Origin of the sequence: Microbacterium daqui, assembly GCF_050408675.1 — a bacterium.
In the GTDB taxonomy this organism is placed as follows: domain Bacteria; phylum Actinomycetota; class Actinomycetes; order Actinomycetales; family Microbacteriaceae; genus Microbacterium.
The window spans coordinates 55387-71087 of record NZ_JBNTKF010000013.1 but is presented as its reverse complement, the minus strand read 5'-3'; the positions used below and the strand labels follow the sequence as shown (position 1 = coordinate 71087).

Here is a 15701-nt window from a genome sequence, read left to right as displayed (position 1 = left end):
GCGGCTCGAGCACCTCCGCGGCTCCGCACTCGGCTTCCGCAACCTCACGAACTATGTCGCCAGATCACTACTCGAAGCCGGAGGCTTCAGACCCCAACTACACCCTCGTTCGTGAAGAGCCGCTTAACCGGGGCTGACGCGCGTGAGCGGAGAGAGCTGCCGGAGCAAACGCCCCGTCCCGCCGGTGGCGAGAAGCTCCCCGAGGAAACACGTCACCTCACCAGCGGCGTGAGTTCCTCAGGCCCCACAGCGCTCGGCGGCGCGCTTACAGCAGCTCGGCGCGGAGGGTTGCCGGAGACTTCGGCGACAGCAACGACGGCGGAACATCAAGCACCGTGACGGCACCGTGCTGGCCCTGAGCGCTGAGACGGAACACGGCGCGCGCATAGGTCACCAGCACGCTTGCTGTGAATTCGGGATTGCTCGACAGCGTGAGTCCGTACTCAACGACCTGCGAGGTTCCGTCGCTCGTCTCACCACTGTGAATCACGACGCCCCCGTGGGGCATCGCGCTGTGGTCGCGCGCGAGCTCATCGGCCGAGATGAAGTGCACCGTGGTGTCGTACTCGTCGAAGTAGTGCGGCATCGTGACGATCGCCTGCTCAACCTCGGCCGCGTCAGCACCGTCGGCGAGCACGACGTAGCACTCACGCGTGTGCTTCTCGTTCGTGGCGAGCGTCGGGCGCGCGCCGCTGCGCACGGCGTCCATCGCCGCGTCGGAGGGAATCGTGTACTGCACAGCACCGGCAACGCCAGGAATGCGGCGCACGGCGTCAGAGTGCCCCTGGCTGAGGCCACGACCCCAGAACGTGTAGGTCTCGCCATCGGGCAGCAGCGCCTCGGCGTACAGGCGGTTGATGGAGAACATACCCGGATCCCAGCCCGCGGAGATCAGCGCAGTCTTGCCCGCCGCCTTCGCCGGTGCGTCAACGGCGTCGAAGTACTCAGGAATGCGCGCGTGGGTGTCGAAACTGTCGACGGTGTTGAAGAGGGCAGCCAGTGCCGGCCCCTGCTCGGGCAGGTCGGATTTGGAACCACCACAAAGGATGAGAACGTCGATGTCGGCGGTGCGCTCGGTGAGCGTCTCCATCGAGAAGACCGGGGTCGTCTCGCGCAGCGGGGTGACCTGTGACGGGTCGCGGCGGCTGAAGATTCCGACCAGGCTCATGTCGGGGTTCTTCTCGATCGCGACTTCAACGCCGCGACCCAAATTGCCATAGCCTGCAATGCCGATACGGATCTTTTCGCTCATGCTCTCATCTTGCCGCAAAGCAAAAGACCCGCGGAAATCCGCGGGTCTTTTCTACTTGCTGGGGTACCTGGACTCGAACCAAGAACAACGGAACCAGAAACCGCCGTGTTGCCAATTACACCATACCCCAAGGTTTTTGGTTGGTGTCTCACCAAGGAAATACATTACCTGAGATGAGGCCACCAACCAAACTGAGTGGAATCACGCGCGAGTCGCGAGCCCCTTCAGACGCTGGAGAGTGCGCTCCTTGCCGAGCAGTTCCATCGACTCGAACAGCGGCGGCGAGATGCGGCGGCCGCTGATCGCAACGCGCGGCGGGCCATACGCAACACGGGGCTTCAACTCAAGGCCGTCGATCAGCGCACCCGAAAGCGCCGCCTGAATCGTCTCGGCCGTGAACGAACCCTCGTCAACCGTTTCGAGAGCCGCTGCGCTCGCCTCGAGCACCTCGACATAGTTCGCCGGCAGACCCTTGAGGGCGTCTTCTGCGTAGTCAATCTCGTCGGTGAACAGGAAGCCCACGAGCCCCGGAACCTCGCCCAGCAACTGCACGCGCTCCTGCACGAGCGGCGCCACAGCAGAAATCAGCTCACGCTGCTCGGCGGTCGGCTCTTCGCCAATGAGACCAGCGGCGGTCAGGTACGGCACGGTGCGCTCAGCGAAATCTGCAACGTCGAGCATACGGATGTGGTCACCGTTAATCGACTCGGCCTTCTTCTGGTCAAAGCGAGCAGGGTTCGGATTGACGTCAGCGATGTCAAAGGCCGCGACGAGCTCTTCGAGCGAGAAGATGTCGCGGTCGGGGCCGATCGACCAGCCGAGCAGCGACAGGTAGTTCAGCAGACCCTCGTGAATGAAGCCCTTGTCGCGCTGCAGGAAGAGGTCAGCCTGCGGGTCACGCTTGGAGAGCTTCTTGTTGCCGGTCTCCCCCAGCACGAGTGGCATGTGGCCGAAGCGCGGCACGAACGTCGTGACGCCAGCGTCGATCAGCGCACCGTACAGCGCGAGCTGACGAGCGGTCGACGGCATGAGGTCTTCACCACGAATAACGTGCGTGATACCCATGAGCGCGTCATCAACCGGGTTGGTGAACGTGTAGAGGGCGTGACCGCCCGCACGCACGATCACGAAGTCAGGGAACGAGCCCGCCGGGAAGGTCACTTCACCACGGATCAGGTCAACGTACGTGAAGTCCTGGTCGGGCACGCGCAGACGGTAAGCGGGCTCACGACCCTCAGCGCGGAACGCCGCCTTCTGCTCGTCGGTCAGGTCACGGTCGTAGTTGTCGTAACCGAGCTGCTTGGCGCGGCCAGCCGCCTCGTTGCGGGCGTCAATCTCTTCCGCGGTCGAGTACGACTCATACACGGCACCCGAAGTGATGAGTTTCTCGAGAACGCCGGCATAGATGTCAGCGCGCTGCGACTGACGGTACGGCTCGTGCGGGCCGCCGACCTCAACACCTTCGTCCCAGTCAATCTTGAGCCAGGTCAGAGCGTCAACGAGCTGACGGTAGCTCTCTTCGCTGTCACGCTGAGCGTCGGTGTCTTCGACACGGAAGATCAGCTTGCCGCCGGTGTGGCGCGCGTACGCCCAGTTGTAGAGCGCCGTGCGAACCATGCCGACGTGCGGCAGGCCGGTGGGCGACGGGCAGAACCGAACGCGAACGTCGGCTCCGGTGACGGTAGTGGTACGAGAATCAGGTGCGCTAGACATCGTGACCCATTTTACGCCTGTCGCCGCCGACTTTTCTGCCCTCCCCCTGGTTCCGCTCTCCCCTCTGGCGCAAACGCCACCTCAGGGAGCAAAGTGGAACCATTAAGTCGTGCAGGACTGAGGGGGACGGCATCATGAAACGGTTCATCGACATATCTGCGGCACTGCTCGCTACGCTCGTGCTCGCAGGGTGCAGCACGGCGATTCCTACGACCGGTACGACTTCGGCGCCGCCCGCCACATCGGCACCGATCGAGACGACGGAGCCCGCAACACCGACGCCGACACTCACACAGAAGCAAACGTCGGCGCCGGTTGATCCGATTGAAACCCACAAGCCAACCGGCTTGCCGACGTCATGCGATGAGTTGGGATCCGCCCCCACCCGCATGAGCACCGTCGACAACCTCGGGTTCTTCCCCGATGTTCCGGTGCCGACGATCATTCAGGGCGCCGACGTTTTGGTGCAGTGCTACTGGTTTGCGGGCGACGTGACGGGTGTTGATCTGGTGATCGCGACCGTTCAAGAGCCCGACGCCGTCGCCGTGCTCGACAATGCTGAAGCCCAGGGCTTCACTTGTGACGGCCAAAACGGCTACACGATGTGCCGCCTCGACGAAGAAGCCAAGTACTTTGACAACCCGTACACGGTCACCAGCTTCTACCTCTACGGCAGCGGCGTGTGGCTCGAGGCTGTCGGCAGCAACATGGACATCACGACGCTAATCGACGAAATCGCCGTCAGCATCTGGCAGTAGACGCTACTTCTGGCGGCGTAGCGCGAGCGGCGACAGCGCAATCACGGCAACGACGACACCCATCGCGACGAGCGCGAGGCCCCGGTATTCCATCGCAGCAAGGACGAGTCCGGCGAGCACCGCACCAACCGCCGCGCACAGGCTCATCAGCGAGTCGCTGATGCCCTGACGCTTCGGGCGCTTCGAGGTTTCAGTGACTTCCGTGAGGAGAGCGGAGCCTGCAACGGTTGCGGCGCTCCAGCCCAGACCCAGCAGAATGAGTGCGGCCATCACGCCGCCCTCGCTGTGGCTGCCGAAGAAGGCGACGATGAGTGCAGAAGCCAAGATCGCTTGGCCGAGCAGAATGACGGGCACGCGGCCGAAGCGGTCAGCCAAGATACCGAAGATCGGCGAGAGGCCGTACATGCCAGCGACGTGGAGTGCGATCGTGACGCCGACCACGGTTGTCACGTTCTCGGGCGACATGTGCACCAGGTGCACGGGGGTCATCGCCATGACACTCGCCATGACCGCGTGCGAACCCGCCACGGCGAAAATCGCGTAGCGCGCGACGCGCGGCTGGTCGACCGAGACCTGCAGGCCAGCCTTCGCCGCGCCGCTCGCTTCCATCTGCTGCGAGAGCTTGAGCGGGTCGGGGCGGAGCGCGATGAGGTACAGCACGAAAGCCAGCACCGCTGCGACAAGAGAGAACACGTAGGCACCGGTGTTCTTCGGCATACCGAGTGCGGCACCGATCATCTCGCCAGGCGTCAGCAGAAGCGGACCGACGACGCCACCGATGGTGGTCGCCCACACGACGATCGAGAGGTCGCGGCCGCGACGTTTGGCTGAGGCCAGGTCGGTGGCAGCAAAGCGAGACTGCAGATTGCCGGCGTTGCCGGCACCGATCAAGATGATGCCGACGAGGAGCAACGGGAACACTCGGACGGCGGCTGCCGTGATGACGATGGCAATACCGACGAGTGCGAGCAGGTTGCCAAGCGTCAGCGCCATACGGCGCCCACGCTTCGCTGCCATGCGGGCAAGCGGAATGGCGCAAATCGCCGCACCGAGCGTCACCGATGCCGTTGCGAGGCCGGAAAGCGCGTCACTGCCGGAAATATCTGCCGCCAGCAGTGCGCCGAGTGAGACAGTGGCACCGAAGCCGACGCCACTGAGCACCTGACCAGTCGCGAGAATCCCGACCGTGCGGCGCTGGATACGGGCAACGTCAGCGGCCAGCGCTGTGGGAGACCCGGTTGCCGTGGTCATGCAGCGTCGCGAGCGGTGTTGCGCAACGTACCGAGGCCGGTGATGGCGATCTCGATCTTGTCGCCAGCGACGAACGGGCCCACGCCTGACGGCGTACCCGTGAGAATGACGTCACCGGGCAGCAGCGTGAAAGCGGCTGAAGCGTGCGCGATAATCTCGGCGACGGAGAAAATCATGTCGCTGAGCGGTGCGTCTTGCTTGACCTCGCCGTTGAGCGAGGTCGTGATGCGGGCTGTTGCCGGGTCAAAGTCGGTCTCAATGGCTGGGCCGAGCGGGCAGAACGTGTCGAAGCCCTTCGCGCGGGCCCACTGACCATCGGCGAATTGCAGATCGCGAGCGGACACGTCGTTGCCGATCGTGTACCCAAAGACGCAGTCGAGGGCAGCTTCTGCGGAGACGTTCTTCGCGATGCGTCCGATGACGATCGCGAGCTCACCCTCGAACTCGGTCTGCTGTGACTGCTTGGGGCGCACGATCGCGTCGCCGGGGCCAACGACCGCGGTGTTGGGCTTCAGAAACAGCAGCGGCTCAGCCGGTGTCTCCATCGCCACCTCAGAGGCGTGGTCAACGTAGTTGAGGCCAACACAGACAACCTTCGAGCGCGGAATCACCGGCGCCAGCAACGCGGTGTCGGCGAGCGGAACCCGCTCCCCCGTGGTCTCGAAGCCGGCGAACATCGGGTCGCCAGCAAGAACAACGAGATCAGTCTCATCGACGATGCCGTACTTGATCGCGTCATTGTGGCTAAAACGTGCAATCCTCACCAGACAAGCCTAGCCCCGGCCTGACGAGCCCGGTACCGGGGAACGGCGAAGGTCCCGCACAGCGAACCGTGCGGGACCTTTGGCGAATGAATTACGCGTCGAGGCGGTAGAGCCAGCCGTGCTTGTCTTCGCGGCGACCGTACTGAATGTCGGTCAGCTCTTCACGAAGCGACAGCGCGAGCTCACCAATGGGCTGAACGTCTTCGAACTCGTCACTCTTGAGGACACCGATCGGGGTGATCACGGCGGCGGTACCGCACGCGAACACCTCAACGATGTCGCCGGAAGCAACGCCATCGCGCCACTCCTGCAGCGAGACCGGGCGGCTCTCCACCTTGTGACCGCGGTCTTCTGCCAGCTGAAGGATCGACGCACGGGTGATGCCCGGGAGAATCGAGTCCGACTTCGGGGTCACGACCGTGCCGTCCTGGTAGACGAAGATCACGTTCATGCCGCCGAGCTCTTCCACGTTGCCGTCCTCGTTGAGGAAGACGACCTGCTGGCAGCCCTTCTCGTAGGCCTCGGCCTGCGGGAGCAGCGATGCGGCGTAGTTGCCACCGGTCTTGGCAGCACCCGTGCCGCCCTTGCCAGCACGTGCGTAGTCCTTGCTCAGCCAGATGTTGACGGGCTTCACACCACCGGTGAAGTACGCGCCAGCGGGGCTCGAGATGAGGTAGTACGCGACCTTCTTCGCGGGGCGAACACCGAGGAACGCTTCTTTCGCGAACATGAAGGGGCGGAAGTACAGGCTCTGGTCTTCACCAGACGGAACCCACGCCGCGTCGACCTTGATGGCCTCCTTCAGCGACTGCAGGAAGTATTCCTCCGGCAGTTCCGGCAGAGCCATACGGTGCGCGCTGCGCTGGAGTCGCTGAGCATTCTGGTCGGGGCGGAAGGTCCAGATGCTGCCGTCAGCGTGACGGTACGCCTTGATGCCTTCGAAGATCTCCTGACCGTAGTGCAGCACGGAAGCTGCCGGGTCAAGCGCGATCGGGCCGTACGGCTGCACGCGCGGGCGGTGCCAGCCACCGTTCTCCGACCAGCAGATGTCGACCATGTGATCGGTGAAGTAGTTACCGAAGCCCGGGTCCTTGAGAATCTCTGCGCGCTCGGCATCCGTCTTTGGAGCGAGGTTGCGCGTGACTTGGAATTCCAGGGTGGGAGCAGATTGTGTCGTCATGTCACTTCCTAGTGAGTGAATTGCTTTGTGTCGCGCGTCTAGATTACGCCTAAACGCGGGAAGAAATGGCGTCGCCGATTTCGGCGGTCGATCGCTTTGCGTCGCCGCGGGTAGCGACATCTTCTTCGATCGCGCGGGTCACGCGGGCAGCTTCCTCGTCGAGGCCGAGGTGCTCCAGAAGAAGGGCGATGGATCCGATGGCAGCCGTGGGGTCAGCGAGCTGCTGGCCGGCGATGTCGGGAGCGGAACCATGAACCGGCTCGAACATCGACGGGAATGCACCATCCGGGTTGATGTTTCCGGATGCTGCCAGGCCGATGCCACCGGTGACGGCGCCTGCCAGGTCGGTCACGATGTCACCGAAGAGGTTGTCAGTGACAATAACGTCGAAGCGCGACGGGTTTGTGACCATGAAGATCGTCACGGCGTCGACGTGCAGATAGTCTACGGCCACCTCGGGGAACTCCGACGCCACTTCGTTCACGATGCGCTGCCACAGGCCACCGGCGTTCACGAGCACGTTCGTCTTGTGCACGAGCGTCAGCTTCTTGCGACGCTTCTGCGCCTGCGCGAATGCGAATCGCACGACGCGCTCGACACCGAATGCGGTGTTGACGCTCGTCTCGTTCGCAACCTCCTGCTTGGTTCCGACGCGAATCGCACCGCCGTTGCCAACGTAGGGGCCCTCGGTACCTTCACGGACAACGACGAAGTCGATGTCGCCGGGGTTGGCGAGCGGGCCACTAAAGCCCGGGTACAGGCGCGAGGGGCGCAGGTTCACGTAGTGGTCGAGCGTGAAGCGCAGCTTCAGCAGCAGACCACGCTCGATGTTCGCGTCTTTCAGACGTGGGTCACCGGGAACGCCACCAACGGCGCCCAGCAGAATCGCGTCGTGCGACGAGATTGCTGCGAGGTCTTCATCGGTGAGCGTGTCGCCCGTCTCAAGGTAGCGAGCCGCACCGAGCGAGAAGCGCGTCTTGTCAAACGTGACGTCTGAGTCTGCGGTGACCGCGGCGAGAACCTTTTCGGCCTCAGCGATAACCTCGGGGCCAATTCCGTCACCGGGAATGACTGCCAGCTTGACGACGCGCGACATTGCTCTCCTTAGAGTGGTGGGCGCCTCACTTCGCTGCGGGCGCAGACTTCTTACTGTTCAGCGTAGTCCCCGCAATCACTGCCGCGATCACGATGAGACCAGCACCGATCAATGCCGTAACAGTTACGCCAGAATCAAACGCATGAGCCGCAGCCGCAAACAGGTCGTCGCCCATGGTTCCGCCGAGCTTCTCCGCCTCAATAACGGCACCCGCGAGCGTCTCGCGTGCGGCGTCGGCCGCATCACCGGGAACGCCGGCCGAAACCACGATGGTTGACCGGTAGAAGGCCGTCAGGATGCCACCCAGAATTGACGTTCCGAGTACGGCGCCCAGCTCATAGGCGGTCTCCGAAACGGCACTTGCGGCACCGGCCTTGGCCGCGGTGGCGCTCGCGAGCACCAGATCGTTTGAGACCGTTTCAGCCATACCGATACCGATACCGAGCGACACAAACGCCAGCATCAAGGTAGCGACGGCAGACTCATCCGTTGCGAAAGCAACCGCGACATAGCCGATGATCGAGAACACCAGGGCGCCGGGAATCAAGATGTGTGGCGATACGCGCGCGGAGATCGGAACCACGACAAGACCCGCGATGATCATCACGACGAGCCCGGGTACGAGGGCAAGACCGGCGTTGAGCGGGCTGAGCCCGACGATGAGTTGCAGGTGTTGCGCGACGAAGTACAGGAAGCCGACCAGGGCGATGACGCTCAGCAGGTTGACCATGATCGAGCCGGAAAAGATCGGCATGCGAAACAGCGCCATGTCGAGCATCGGCACTTCAAGGCGCAACTGGCGGCGCACAAAGAGCCAGCCGAAGAACAAGCCAACGACGAACAGCAGCGAAACCGGGTGGAAGAAGCCCTGCACCGCGACCTCCTTGATGGCAAAGACGATCGGAACCATAGTGGCCACCGAGAGCGCAATGCTGACGGGGTCAAGGCGGCCAGGGTTGGGGTCTTTCGTCTCCGGCACCAGCATGGGCGCGAAGATCAACAGCGGAACCAAGACGGGTACCGACAGCAGGAAGACCGAGCCCCACGAGAAGTGCTCGAGCAGCACGCCGCCGACGATCGGGCCGAGGGCGGAACCAGCCGAGAAGCCCGCCGCCCAAATGGCGACGGCGAGGCGGCGCTGGTCACGGTCGGTGAAGATCGAGCGCAGCAGCGACATCGTCGACGGCATCAGCATGGCACCGAAGAAGCCCATCGCGGCGCGGGAGGCGATCAGCATGCCCGCGGACGTCGAGAAGGCCGCTAGGACAGAGATCGCTGCGAAGCCGGTGGCCCCAATCAGGAGCATCTTGCGGCGTCCGAAGCGGTCTCCCATCGTTCCCATCGTGACGAGCAGTGCGGCGAGCACGAGCGGGTAGGCGTCAATGATCCAGAGCTGCTCGGTGCTTGTGGGCTCGAGGTGAATCGCAATTTCGGGTAGCGCAAAGCTCAGCACTGTGTTGTCGACCGATACCAGCAGCACCGGCAGCATCAGCACGGCAAGTGCAACCCACCCCCGCCAGCTCACCTTGCCGGTGGCGCTGTCGGTGCGAAGTGCGTGGGTGTCGACTGACATGAGAGTCCTCTGAGTAACTTAACCGTCTAGCCGGTATAGTATCAGAGGTGAATGGATGCTCGATGCATGGAAGGATGAAGCTATGAGTCGCCCACCCCTCGCCCGCGAAAAGGTTCTTGACGCCTTCGAGCACGTGCTTCTGGTGGAAGGCGAGCGCGCCGCCACCATGGATCGCGTCGCCGCGGAGGCCGGTGTTTCTAAGGGCGGGCTGCTTTACCACTTCGCATCTAAGGTCGCTCTCGAAGAGGCGCTGATCGAGCGCATGGACCGCCTCGTGGCCCTCGACATGGAAGAGATGCTCGCCGATCCTTCCGGTGTCGCGGCAGCGTTTATTCGCTCCTCCGCGCAGACGGGCGACGAACTCGACCGCGCGATCACCGCCGTCGGCCGACTCGCTTCCAACGGCTCGCCGCTCTCCGGCGATGCTATTCGGCGCCTGCGCGTGGTGTGGCACGACACCTTAAAGCCCTACGTTGAGAGCGAAGTCGGGCTCGAACTGATTCTGCTCGTCTCTGATGGCGTGTATTTCAACAACGCCCTGAGCATTGGTTCCGTGCCGGAAATTGGCGATATGGAAGCACTCATCGCCCTGGTGACATCGGCAGCTGGCGTGCACTCCCCCACGTCGACCTCCAGCTAATTCATACGCCATCGATACGTCGAACCTCGTAGGCTCACGTCGTGCGAGTGTTGATTGTTGAAGACGAACCCGTCATGGCTGAGGCTGTGCGCGACGGCCTACGGTTAGAGGCGATCGCCGCCGACATCATCCACGACGGCGAGGCTGCGCTAGAAGCCCTCACGATCAACGACTACGACGCGATCGTGCTGGATCGCGATATTCCGCGCGTCACCGGAGACGACGTCGCCCGGTGGGTTACGCAACATCAGCCGGCGACACGCATCATCATGGTGACGGCTGCTGATCGCCTGGACGATAAGGCGACCGGCTTCGAGCTGGGCGCTGACGACTACCTCACGAAGCCCTTCGCGATGCGCGAACTGATCCTGCGCCTGCGAGCGATTGCCCGGCGCTCGGCCACCGCTGCGCCGCCGGTACTGGAGTGGGAGCGGCTGCGACTGGATCCGTTCCGTCGTGAGGTTTACCGCGGCGACCGCTACGTCGCACTGACCCGCAAGCAATTTGCGGTGCTGGAGGTTCTTGTCACCGCTGCTGGCGGCGTCGTGAGTGCCGAAGAGTTGCTCGAACGCGCGTGGGATGAAAATGCCGACCCGTTCACGAACGCCGTGCGCATCACGATCTCGGCGTTGCGCAAGCGCCTGGGCGAGCCCGATCTGATCGAGACGGTTGCCGGTGTCGGGTATCGCATGGCAGCGGAACCACGTGGCTGAGTCGTCGCGCATTCGCCGGGATCCAGGGCTGTCGGCTCGCGTTCGACTCACCCTCATGATCACGGCCGTTGCGGTGATCTCGAGCGGCGCGCTGTGGATCGTGACGGCGCTCTGGGTTTTGCGTTACCTCCCGACAGGCAACTACTCGCTCGACAGCGGCGTGTGGATGCCCGGCCGCGACGACATCATGGAAGTTTTTATGCCGATCGCCACGACCGCGTTCTTCGCGATCAGCGGTCTGGCTTTTGTCGGTGGATGGTTTCTCGCCGGCCATATTCTGCAACCGCTGACGGTGATTTCGAGTGTTGCTCACCGCGTGCGCGGCGGCGACCTCTCCAAGCGTGTCGATCTGCCGGGCCGCCGCGACGAGTTCCGCGACGTCGCCGACGCGTTCGACACCATGCTCGACTCAGTCGAGAGCACCGTCAATGCGCAGCGCCGTTTCGCCGCGAACGCGTCACACGAACTGCGCACGCCGCTCGCAATCACACGGTCGGTTCTCGATGTGGCTCAGGCCGATGCTGACCGTGACGTGCCCGCGGTACTCGGCCGGTTGCAGTCGCTGAATGATCGCGCGGTCTCATCGGCCGATGCTTTGCTGCTGCTTGCGCGCCTCGACAGCACCAAGCCCGAACTCGCCCCCGTCGACCTTTCCCTCGCCGTTGAAGAGGCGCTCGATGTGTTGCAGCTCATCGCCGATCGCCAGCACGTCGAGATTCAGACTGACCTCAACGCGGCGACCGTCCTCGGCAATGCGGCGCTACCGGAGCGTCTCGCCAGCAACCTGATTCACAACGCGATCGCCCACAACGCCCCGGCCGACGGCGTCAAACGCGTGTTCGTGCAGGTGGCGGTGCGGAATGCGACCGCTCTGTTGCGCGTGGTAAACACCGGAGCGGTGCTCGAGCCGGCCGTCGTAGCGACGCTGACAGAACCATTTGCTCGCGGCGAGCGCACCGCGGCGACAGACGACGCCCACAGCGGTGCTGGGCTGGGCCTCGCGTTGAGTGACACGATCGTGCGCGTGCACGGCGGCTCGCTCGTGTTGCACGCCCGCGCCGAGGGCGGCCTCGACATTACGGCCCGCTTCGCCCCCACCGCACCCACCTAACCCTCGCAACCGCACCCCGTTCCGGGGCCCGCATCGTGGTTCCGGAGCTTTCAGCGCCCGACAACGACCGTTACGCACGATCCGGTGTGACTGATGTGACTGCAGTGATGGGAGTGGCAGATTATGCGTGCGCACCCTTCTGAGTCGTGCATAACGGTCGTTGCGAGCCCTGAAATGGGGGGCGGAACCAGGGAGCAGCGGTCGAGGACGGAACCACGCCCCGAAAACGACGGCTCCCCCGCACCCGAAGGCGCGAGGGAGCCGAAGGATTGAGCCTTACGACTCGGTGATCTCGATCTGCATGAAGACGTCAGCGTCGATCGCCGCGCGAACCTCGTCGAGGAGCTCGTCAGAGACGGGCGAGTCGACGGTCAGCACGGAGAGTGCCTGGCCACCAGCCTCAGTGCGGGCAATCTGCATGCCGGCGATGTTGATGCCAGCCTCGCCGAACTTCTGACCGTAAACCGCGACGATGCCGGGGCGGTCGGTGTACAGCATGACGATGTGGAACTTCTCGATCGGCAGTTCGACCGGGTGGCCGTTGATGCCAACGAGCTTCTCGATCTGCTTGGGGCCGGTGAGAGTACCCGAGACCGACAGCTGCGAGCCGTCAGACAGAGCGCCGCGCAGCGTGATGACGTTGCGGTACTCGTCGCTCTTGTCGTCAACCAGCAGGCGAGCCTCGACGCCACGCTGTTCGGCGAGGAGCGGCGCGTTCACGTACGAAACGCTCTCGCTAACGATGTTGGTGAAGACACCCTTAAGGGCGGCCAGCTTGAGCACGTCAACGTTGTACGCGCTGAGCTCGCCGTGCACCTCAACGTCAAGGCTCGTGAGCGGCGACTTTGCGAGTGCCGAGAAGAACTGGCCAAGCTTTTCGACCAGGGCAATGCCCGGGCGAACGTAAGGGTCAATGGCGCCACCGGCGACGTTGACGGCGTCCGGAACCAGCTCGCCGCCGAGTGCGAGACGCACGGAGCGTGCAACCGAGACACCAGCCTTCTCCTGTGCTTCATCGGTCGACGCACCCAGGTGCGGCGTCACGACGACGTTCGGCAGGTCGAGGAGCTTCTTGTCGGTCGGCGGCTCCGAAACGAACACGTCGAGGCCCGCACCGGCGATCTCACCCGTGGTGAGTGCCGTGTACAGCGCGTCTTCGTCGATGAGGCCACCGCGAGCAACGTTGACGACGAAGGCAGACTTCTTCATCTTCGCGAGTTGCTCGGTCGAGATCATGCCCGTCGTTTCAGGCGTCTTCGGCATGTGGATCGTGATGAAGTCACTCTGCTCGAGAAGCTCGTCGAACGACAGGAGCTCAACACCGAGTTGCTGCGCACGCGCGCTCGTGACGTAGGGGTCGTAGGCAACAACGCGCATGTCGAAAGACTGCATGCGGGCGGCGATCAGCGCGCCAATGCGGCCGAGGCCAATGACGCCGAGGGTCTTTTCGAACAGCTCGGTACCGGTGTATTTCGAGCGCTTCCACTCGCCGGCAGCCAGCGATGCATGTGCGGCCGGAATGTGGCGAGCCAGCGACAGAATGTGACCGACCGTCAGCTCAGCGGCCGACACGATGTTCGAGGTCGGCGCGTTGACAACCATGACGCCAGCGGTCGTAGCCGCCTTGATGTCGACATTGTCGAGGCCGACGCCCGCGCGGGCGACAACCTTCAGACGGGGAGCTGCGGCAAGGGCCTCCGCGTCAATCTGCGTAGCCGAACGCACCAGAACGGCGTTGGCATCGGCGAGGGCAGCGAGAAGTGCGGGGCGGTCGGTGCCGTCCACCTCGCGCACATCAAAATCAGGACCAAGCGCATCAATTGTGGCTGGTGAGAGTTGCTCGGCGAGGAGAACGACAGGCTTCGACACAGGGAATATCCTTTAGTGCTTAACGCGAAGGGGGAAAGGTCGTGCGCCGCACATCATCGGGACGCTCAAGCTACAGCCTACTCTTCTGCGCATGCCTGCTTGTTCATGTGACGTTCATCGCAACAGTAAGTTCTGCGGTTCTTGCGAATTCCAGACTTAGCCGCAGAACGGATTGCCGCTCACAAACGAGCATCCCGACGTCAGCATGAGCGACAGCGTGTTCATCCAATACACCTGAGCGACCGCGAAGCCGGCAAGAAGCAGGAGCGCGTATTCGCCAACGGTACGGCGAATACCGAACGCGACGATCGCCGCAAAAATAACGACCGGGACCACGATGGCCGCGATCAGCACGATCCAGCCCGTTGCGGTGAGCGGGTAGGCGCCCGTCGCCTGCTGCATGAGCGCACCAATCGCGCTGAACACGGTGTAGGCGTAGGCAAGACCGAAAACCCCGGTGACAGTGGCCATCATCCAAAGCGGCGAACGCGTCTTCAAAACGTGCTGCGGACTCTCCGCAACACTCATTGCGTCACTCATGAGCCCATTCCTCCCCAGACGAAGGGCCACGGAACCAACAGCACGGCTCCGGCTGCCAACCACACAAAGCGCACCCAGGTTTTCGACGCGCGGGTGAGGTACATCACCGCGGCAAACCAGATTGCCGGTGCTGCTGCCGCAACCCACGCCGCAATCGCATACTGAATGGTTCCGGCCGCCAACTGCTCACCGTCAGGCTGGAGGCGCAAGCCGCCAATAATCCAGCCGACCGTGTAGAGCACGAAGATGCCGCCGATGATGCCGAGCCCGATCAGCGCGGCGTTCGAGAGGCCAACGGGTGCTGGCTGCTCGGCAACCGCAACGCCGTCAACCGGCTCGCGGATGACCTCGACGGTCTCGCTCCCCTTGCCAACGGCGGTCCAGCCGCGGTTGAGTTTGGGTGGCGCTACGAGTGACTCATCGCCGTCCCATGACAGCGCGTCGTCGTCGAGCGACGGATCGGGTTCGGTTGCCATGGTTCCAGCCTACTGGCGGGCGGCCGCCACCGCCGCGATCACGGTGTCAACGTCGGTCACGTCGTATCCGGCACCGCCGCCACCGGGGCCGGGCGGCGCATCGTCAGTTGCTGTGGTGCGGGCACTCAGGTGCACGGCGTGCACGCCGGTCGTGCGCACCGAAGCGATGTCGCCAACGGTGAGGCCACCACCGGCCGTCACCTGCAGTGCGTCACCAGAGCGGCGCACGAAAGCTGCCAGCCGATCGACGCCATCGATGGTGCGCGGAGCGCCACCGCTCGTCAGCACGCGGTGCACGCCGAGATCGAGGAGGCTGTCGAAAACGGCGTCAGGGTCGGCCGAAGCGTCAATCGCGCGGTGGAAAACGAACTCCTTCTCCCCCGCCGCCTCCTGCCAACGCTTGATGACCTCGACGTCAGCGAGTCCGTCGCGGGTGAGCGCGCCGATGACGACGCCCCCGACGCCCTGCTGCACGAGGCGTCGGATGTCATCCCAGACGATCGCGGCCTCTTCGGGGTTGTAGACGAAGCCACCCGGGCGCGGACGCACGAGCACGCAAATGCGCGAGCCATCGCCGTTGCATGCGGCAATCGCGGCGTCGACCATGCCAGCCGACGGCGTGAGGCCCCCGGTCGACAGCGCCTGCACCAGTTCGACACGATCGGCACCGTTTTCGAACGCGGCACGCACACCGGCCGCATCTTGCACTGCAATCTCAACCAAAGTCACACTCGACATTGTACGAATCCCACCCGCCCCGCGGTG

General features: G+C 63.7%; 15 protein-coding genes and 1 tRNA gene. 4 read left to right on the top strand and 12 right to left on the bottom strand.

The features are described from left to right. Positions 1-265 precede the first annotated feature (265 nt). The 3 genes from ACQUSY_RS09325 to gltX form a co-directional block, all read right to left on the bottom strand. Complete coding sequence (locus tag ACQUSY_RS09325) at positions 266-1252, bottom strand: diaminopimelate dehydrogenase (RefSeq protein WP_428904204.1); 987 nt, start codon at positions 1250-1252, stop codon at positions 266-268. A gap of 58 nt (positions 1253-1310) precedes the next feature. Beyond that, positions 1311-1382, bottom strand: a tRNA-Gln gene (locus ACQUSY_RS09320). A gap of 71 nt (positions 1383-1453) precedes the next feature. Continuing rightward, a complete protein-coding gene (gene gltX / locus ACQUSY_RS09315; RefSeq protein WP_428904203.1) occupies positions 1454-2965 on the bottom strand; it encodes a glutamate--tRNA ligase in 1512 nt (503 codons plus the stop codon). A 134-nt stretch (positions 2966-3099) separates the two neighbouring features. Here gltX and ACQUSY_RS09310 point away from each other — a divergent pair, with 134 nt between their 5' ends. Further along, a complete protein-coding gene (locus ACQUSY_RS09310; RefSeq protein WP_428904202.1) occupies positions 3100-3723 on the top strand; it encodes a hypothetical protein in 624 nt (207 codons plus the stop codon). A 3-nt stretch (positions 3724-3726) separates the two neighbouring features. Here the strand turns inward: ACQUSY_RS09310 and ACQUSY_RS09305 are convergent, their stop codons facing one another. The 5 genes from ACQUSY_RS09305 to ACQUSY_RS09285 form a co-directional block, all read right to left on the bottom strand. Then, positions 3727-4974 (bottom strand): MFS transporter, encoded by a 1248-nt coding sequence (locus tag ACQUSY_RS09305; RefSeq protein WP_428904201.1) that lies wholly within the window; start codon positions 4972-4974, stop codon positions 3727-3729. After that, positions 4971-5738 carry a fumarylacetoacetate hydrolase family protein gene (locus ACQUSY_RS09300; RefSeq protein WP_428904200.1) on the bottom strand — a complete coding sequence of 256 codons (768 nt, stop codon included), beginning with the start codon at positions 5736-5738 and terminating at the stop codon, positions 4971-4973. The genes ACQUSY_RS09305 and ACQUSY_RS09300 overlap by 4 nt, the downstream gene beginning before the upstream one ends. A 91-nt stretch (positions 5739-5829) precedes the next feature. Beyond that, the gene (locus ACQUSY_RS09295) at positions 5830-6918 is read right to left on the bottom strand and encodes a branched-chain amino acid aminotransferase (protein ID WP_428904199.1); all 1089 of its coding nucleotides are present in this window, start codon (positions 6916-6918) and stop codon (positions 5830-5832) included. Between the two features lie 49 nt (positions 6919-6967). Further along, positions 6968-8014, bottom strand: coding sequence for a 3-isopropylmalate dehydrogenase (locus ACQUSY_RS09290; RefSeq protein WP_428904198.1), 1047 nt, complete (start codon positions 8012-8014; stop codon positions 6968-6970). Positions 8015-8039: 25 nt separating this feature from the next. Continuing rightward, positions 8040-9587, bottom strand: a complete 1548-nt coding sequence (locus ACQUSY_RS09285; protein ID WP_428904197.1) for an MFS transporter — start codon at positions 9585-9587, stop codon at positions 8040-8042. 82 nt (positions 9588-9669) lie between these two features. On the opposite strand from ACQUSY_RS09285, the gene ACQUSY_RS09280 reads away from it, so the two are divergent. Genes ACQUSY_RS09280 through ACQUSY_RS09270 form a run of 3 tightly spaced genes read left to right on the top strand, consistent with a single transcriptional unit; the run spans position 9670 to position 12051 of the window. Continuing rightward, positions 9670-10227 (top strand): TetR/AcrR family transcriptional regulator, encoded by a 558-nt coding sequence (locus ACQUSY_RS09280; protein ID WP_428904196.1) that lies wholly within the window; start codon positions 9670-9672, stop codon positions 10225-10227. Between the two features lie 41 nt (positions 10228-10268). Then, positions 10269-10940: a response regulator transcription factor gene (locus ACQUSY_RS09275; protein ID WP_428904195.1), complete on the top strand. Its 672-nt coding sequence runs from the start codon at positions 10269-10271 to the stop codon at positions 10938-10940. Beyond that, positions 10933-12051 (top strand): sensor histidine kinase, encoded by a 1119-nt coding sequence (locus tag ACQUSY_RS09270; protein ID WP_428904194.1) that lies wholly within the window; start codon positions 10933-10935, stop codon positions 12049-12051. The genes ACQUSY_RS09275 and ACQUSY_RS09270 overlap by 8 nt, the downstream gene beginning before the upstream one ends. A gap of 276 nt (positions 12052-12327) precedes the next feature. Here the strand turns inward: ACQUSY_RS09270 and serA are convergent, their stop codons facing one another. The 4 genes from serA to ACQUSY_RS09250 form a co-directional block, all read right to left on the bottom strand. Continuing rightward, positions 12328-13920, bottom strand: a complete 1593-nt coding sequence (gene serA / locus ACQUSY_RS09265; protein WP_428904193.1) for a phosphoglycerate dehydrogenase — start codon at positions 13918-13920, stop codon at positions 12328-12330. Between the two features lie 156 nt (positions 13921-14076). Next, entirely contained in the window at positions 14077-14460 is a 384-nt protein-coding gene (locus ACQUSY_RS09260) for a hypothetical protein (protein WP_428904192.1), read from the bottom strand. Then, positions 14457-14936 (bottom strand): hypothetical protein, encoded by a 480-nt coding sequence (locus tag ACQUSY_RS09255; protein WP_428904191.1) that lies wholly within the window; start codon positions 14934-14936, stop codon positions 14457-14459. Before ACQUSY_RS09255 ends, ACQUSY_RS09260 begins: the two co-directional genes overlap by 4 nt. A gap of 9 nt (positions 14937-14945) precedes the next feature. After that, positions 14946-15674: a copper homeostasis protein CutC gene (locus ACQUSY_RS09250; protein WP_428904190.1), complete on the bottom strand. Its 729-nt coding sequence runs from the start codon at positions 15672-15674 to the stop codon at positions 14946-14948. Positions 15675-15701 lie beyond the last annotated feature (27 nt).

What these genes read in the sequence shown, in the direction of transcription:
- ACQUSY_RS09295 (WP_428904199.1), bottom strand. Translation starts at nt 6,918, where the DNA reads ATGACGACACAATCTGCTCCCACCCTGGAATTCCAAGTCACGCGCAAC.
- ACQUSY_RS09325 (WP_428904204.1), bottom strand. Translation starts at nt 1,252, where the DNA reads ATGAGCGAAAAGATCCGTATCGGCATTGCAGGCTATGGCAATTTGGGT.
- ACQUSY_RS09260 (WP_428904192.1), bottom strand. Translation starts at nt 14,460, where the DNA reads ATGAGTGACGCAATGAGTGTTGCGGAGAGTCCGCAGCACGTTTTGAAG.
- ACQUSY_RS09250 (WP_428904190.1), bottom strand. Translation starts at nt 15,674, where the DNA reads ATGTCGAGTGTGACTTTGGTTGAGATTGCAGTGCAAGATGCGGCCGGT.
- ACQUSY_RS09285 (WP_428904197.1), bottom strand. Translation starts at nt 9,587, where the DNA reads ATGTCAGTCGACACCCACGCACTTCGCACCGACAGCGCCACCGGCAAG.
- ACQUSY_RS09280 (WP_428904196.1), top strand. Translation starts at nt 9,670, where the DNA reads ATGAGTCGCCCACCCCTCGCCCGCGAAAAGGTTCTTGACGCCTTCGAG.
- ACQUSY_RS09305 (WP_428904201.1), bottom strand. Translation starts at nt 4,974, where the DNA reads ATGACCACGGCAACCGGGTCTCCCACAGCGCTGGCCGCTGACGTTGCC.
- ACQUSY_RS09310 (WP_428904202.1), top strand. Translation starts at nt 3,100, where the DNA reads ATGAAACGGTTCATCGACATATCTGCGGCACTGCTCGCTACGCTCGTG.
- ACQUSY_RS09255 (WP_428904191.1), bottom strand. Translation starts at nt 14,936, where the DNA reads ATGGCAACCGAACCCGATCCGTCGCTCGACGACGACGCGCTGTCATGG.
- gltX (WP_428904203.1), bottom strand. Translation starts at nt 2,965, where the DNA reads ATGTCTAGCGCACCTGATTCTCGTACCACTACCGTCACCGGAGCCGAC.
- ACQUSY_RS09290 (WP_428904198.1), bottom strand. Translation starts at nt 8,014, where the DNA reads ATGTCGCGCGTCGTCAAGCTGGCAGTCATTCCCGGTGACGGAATTGGC.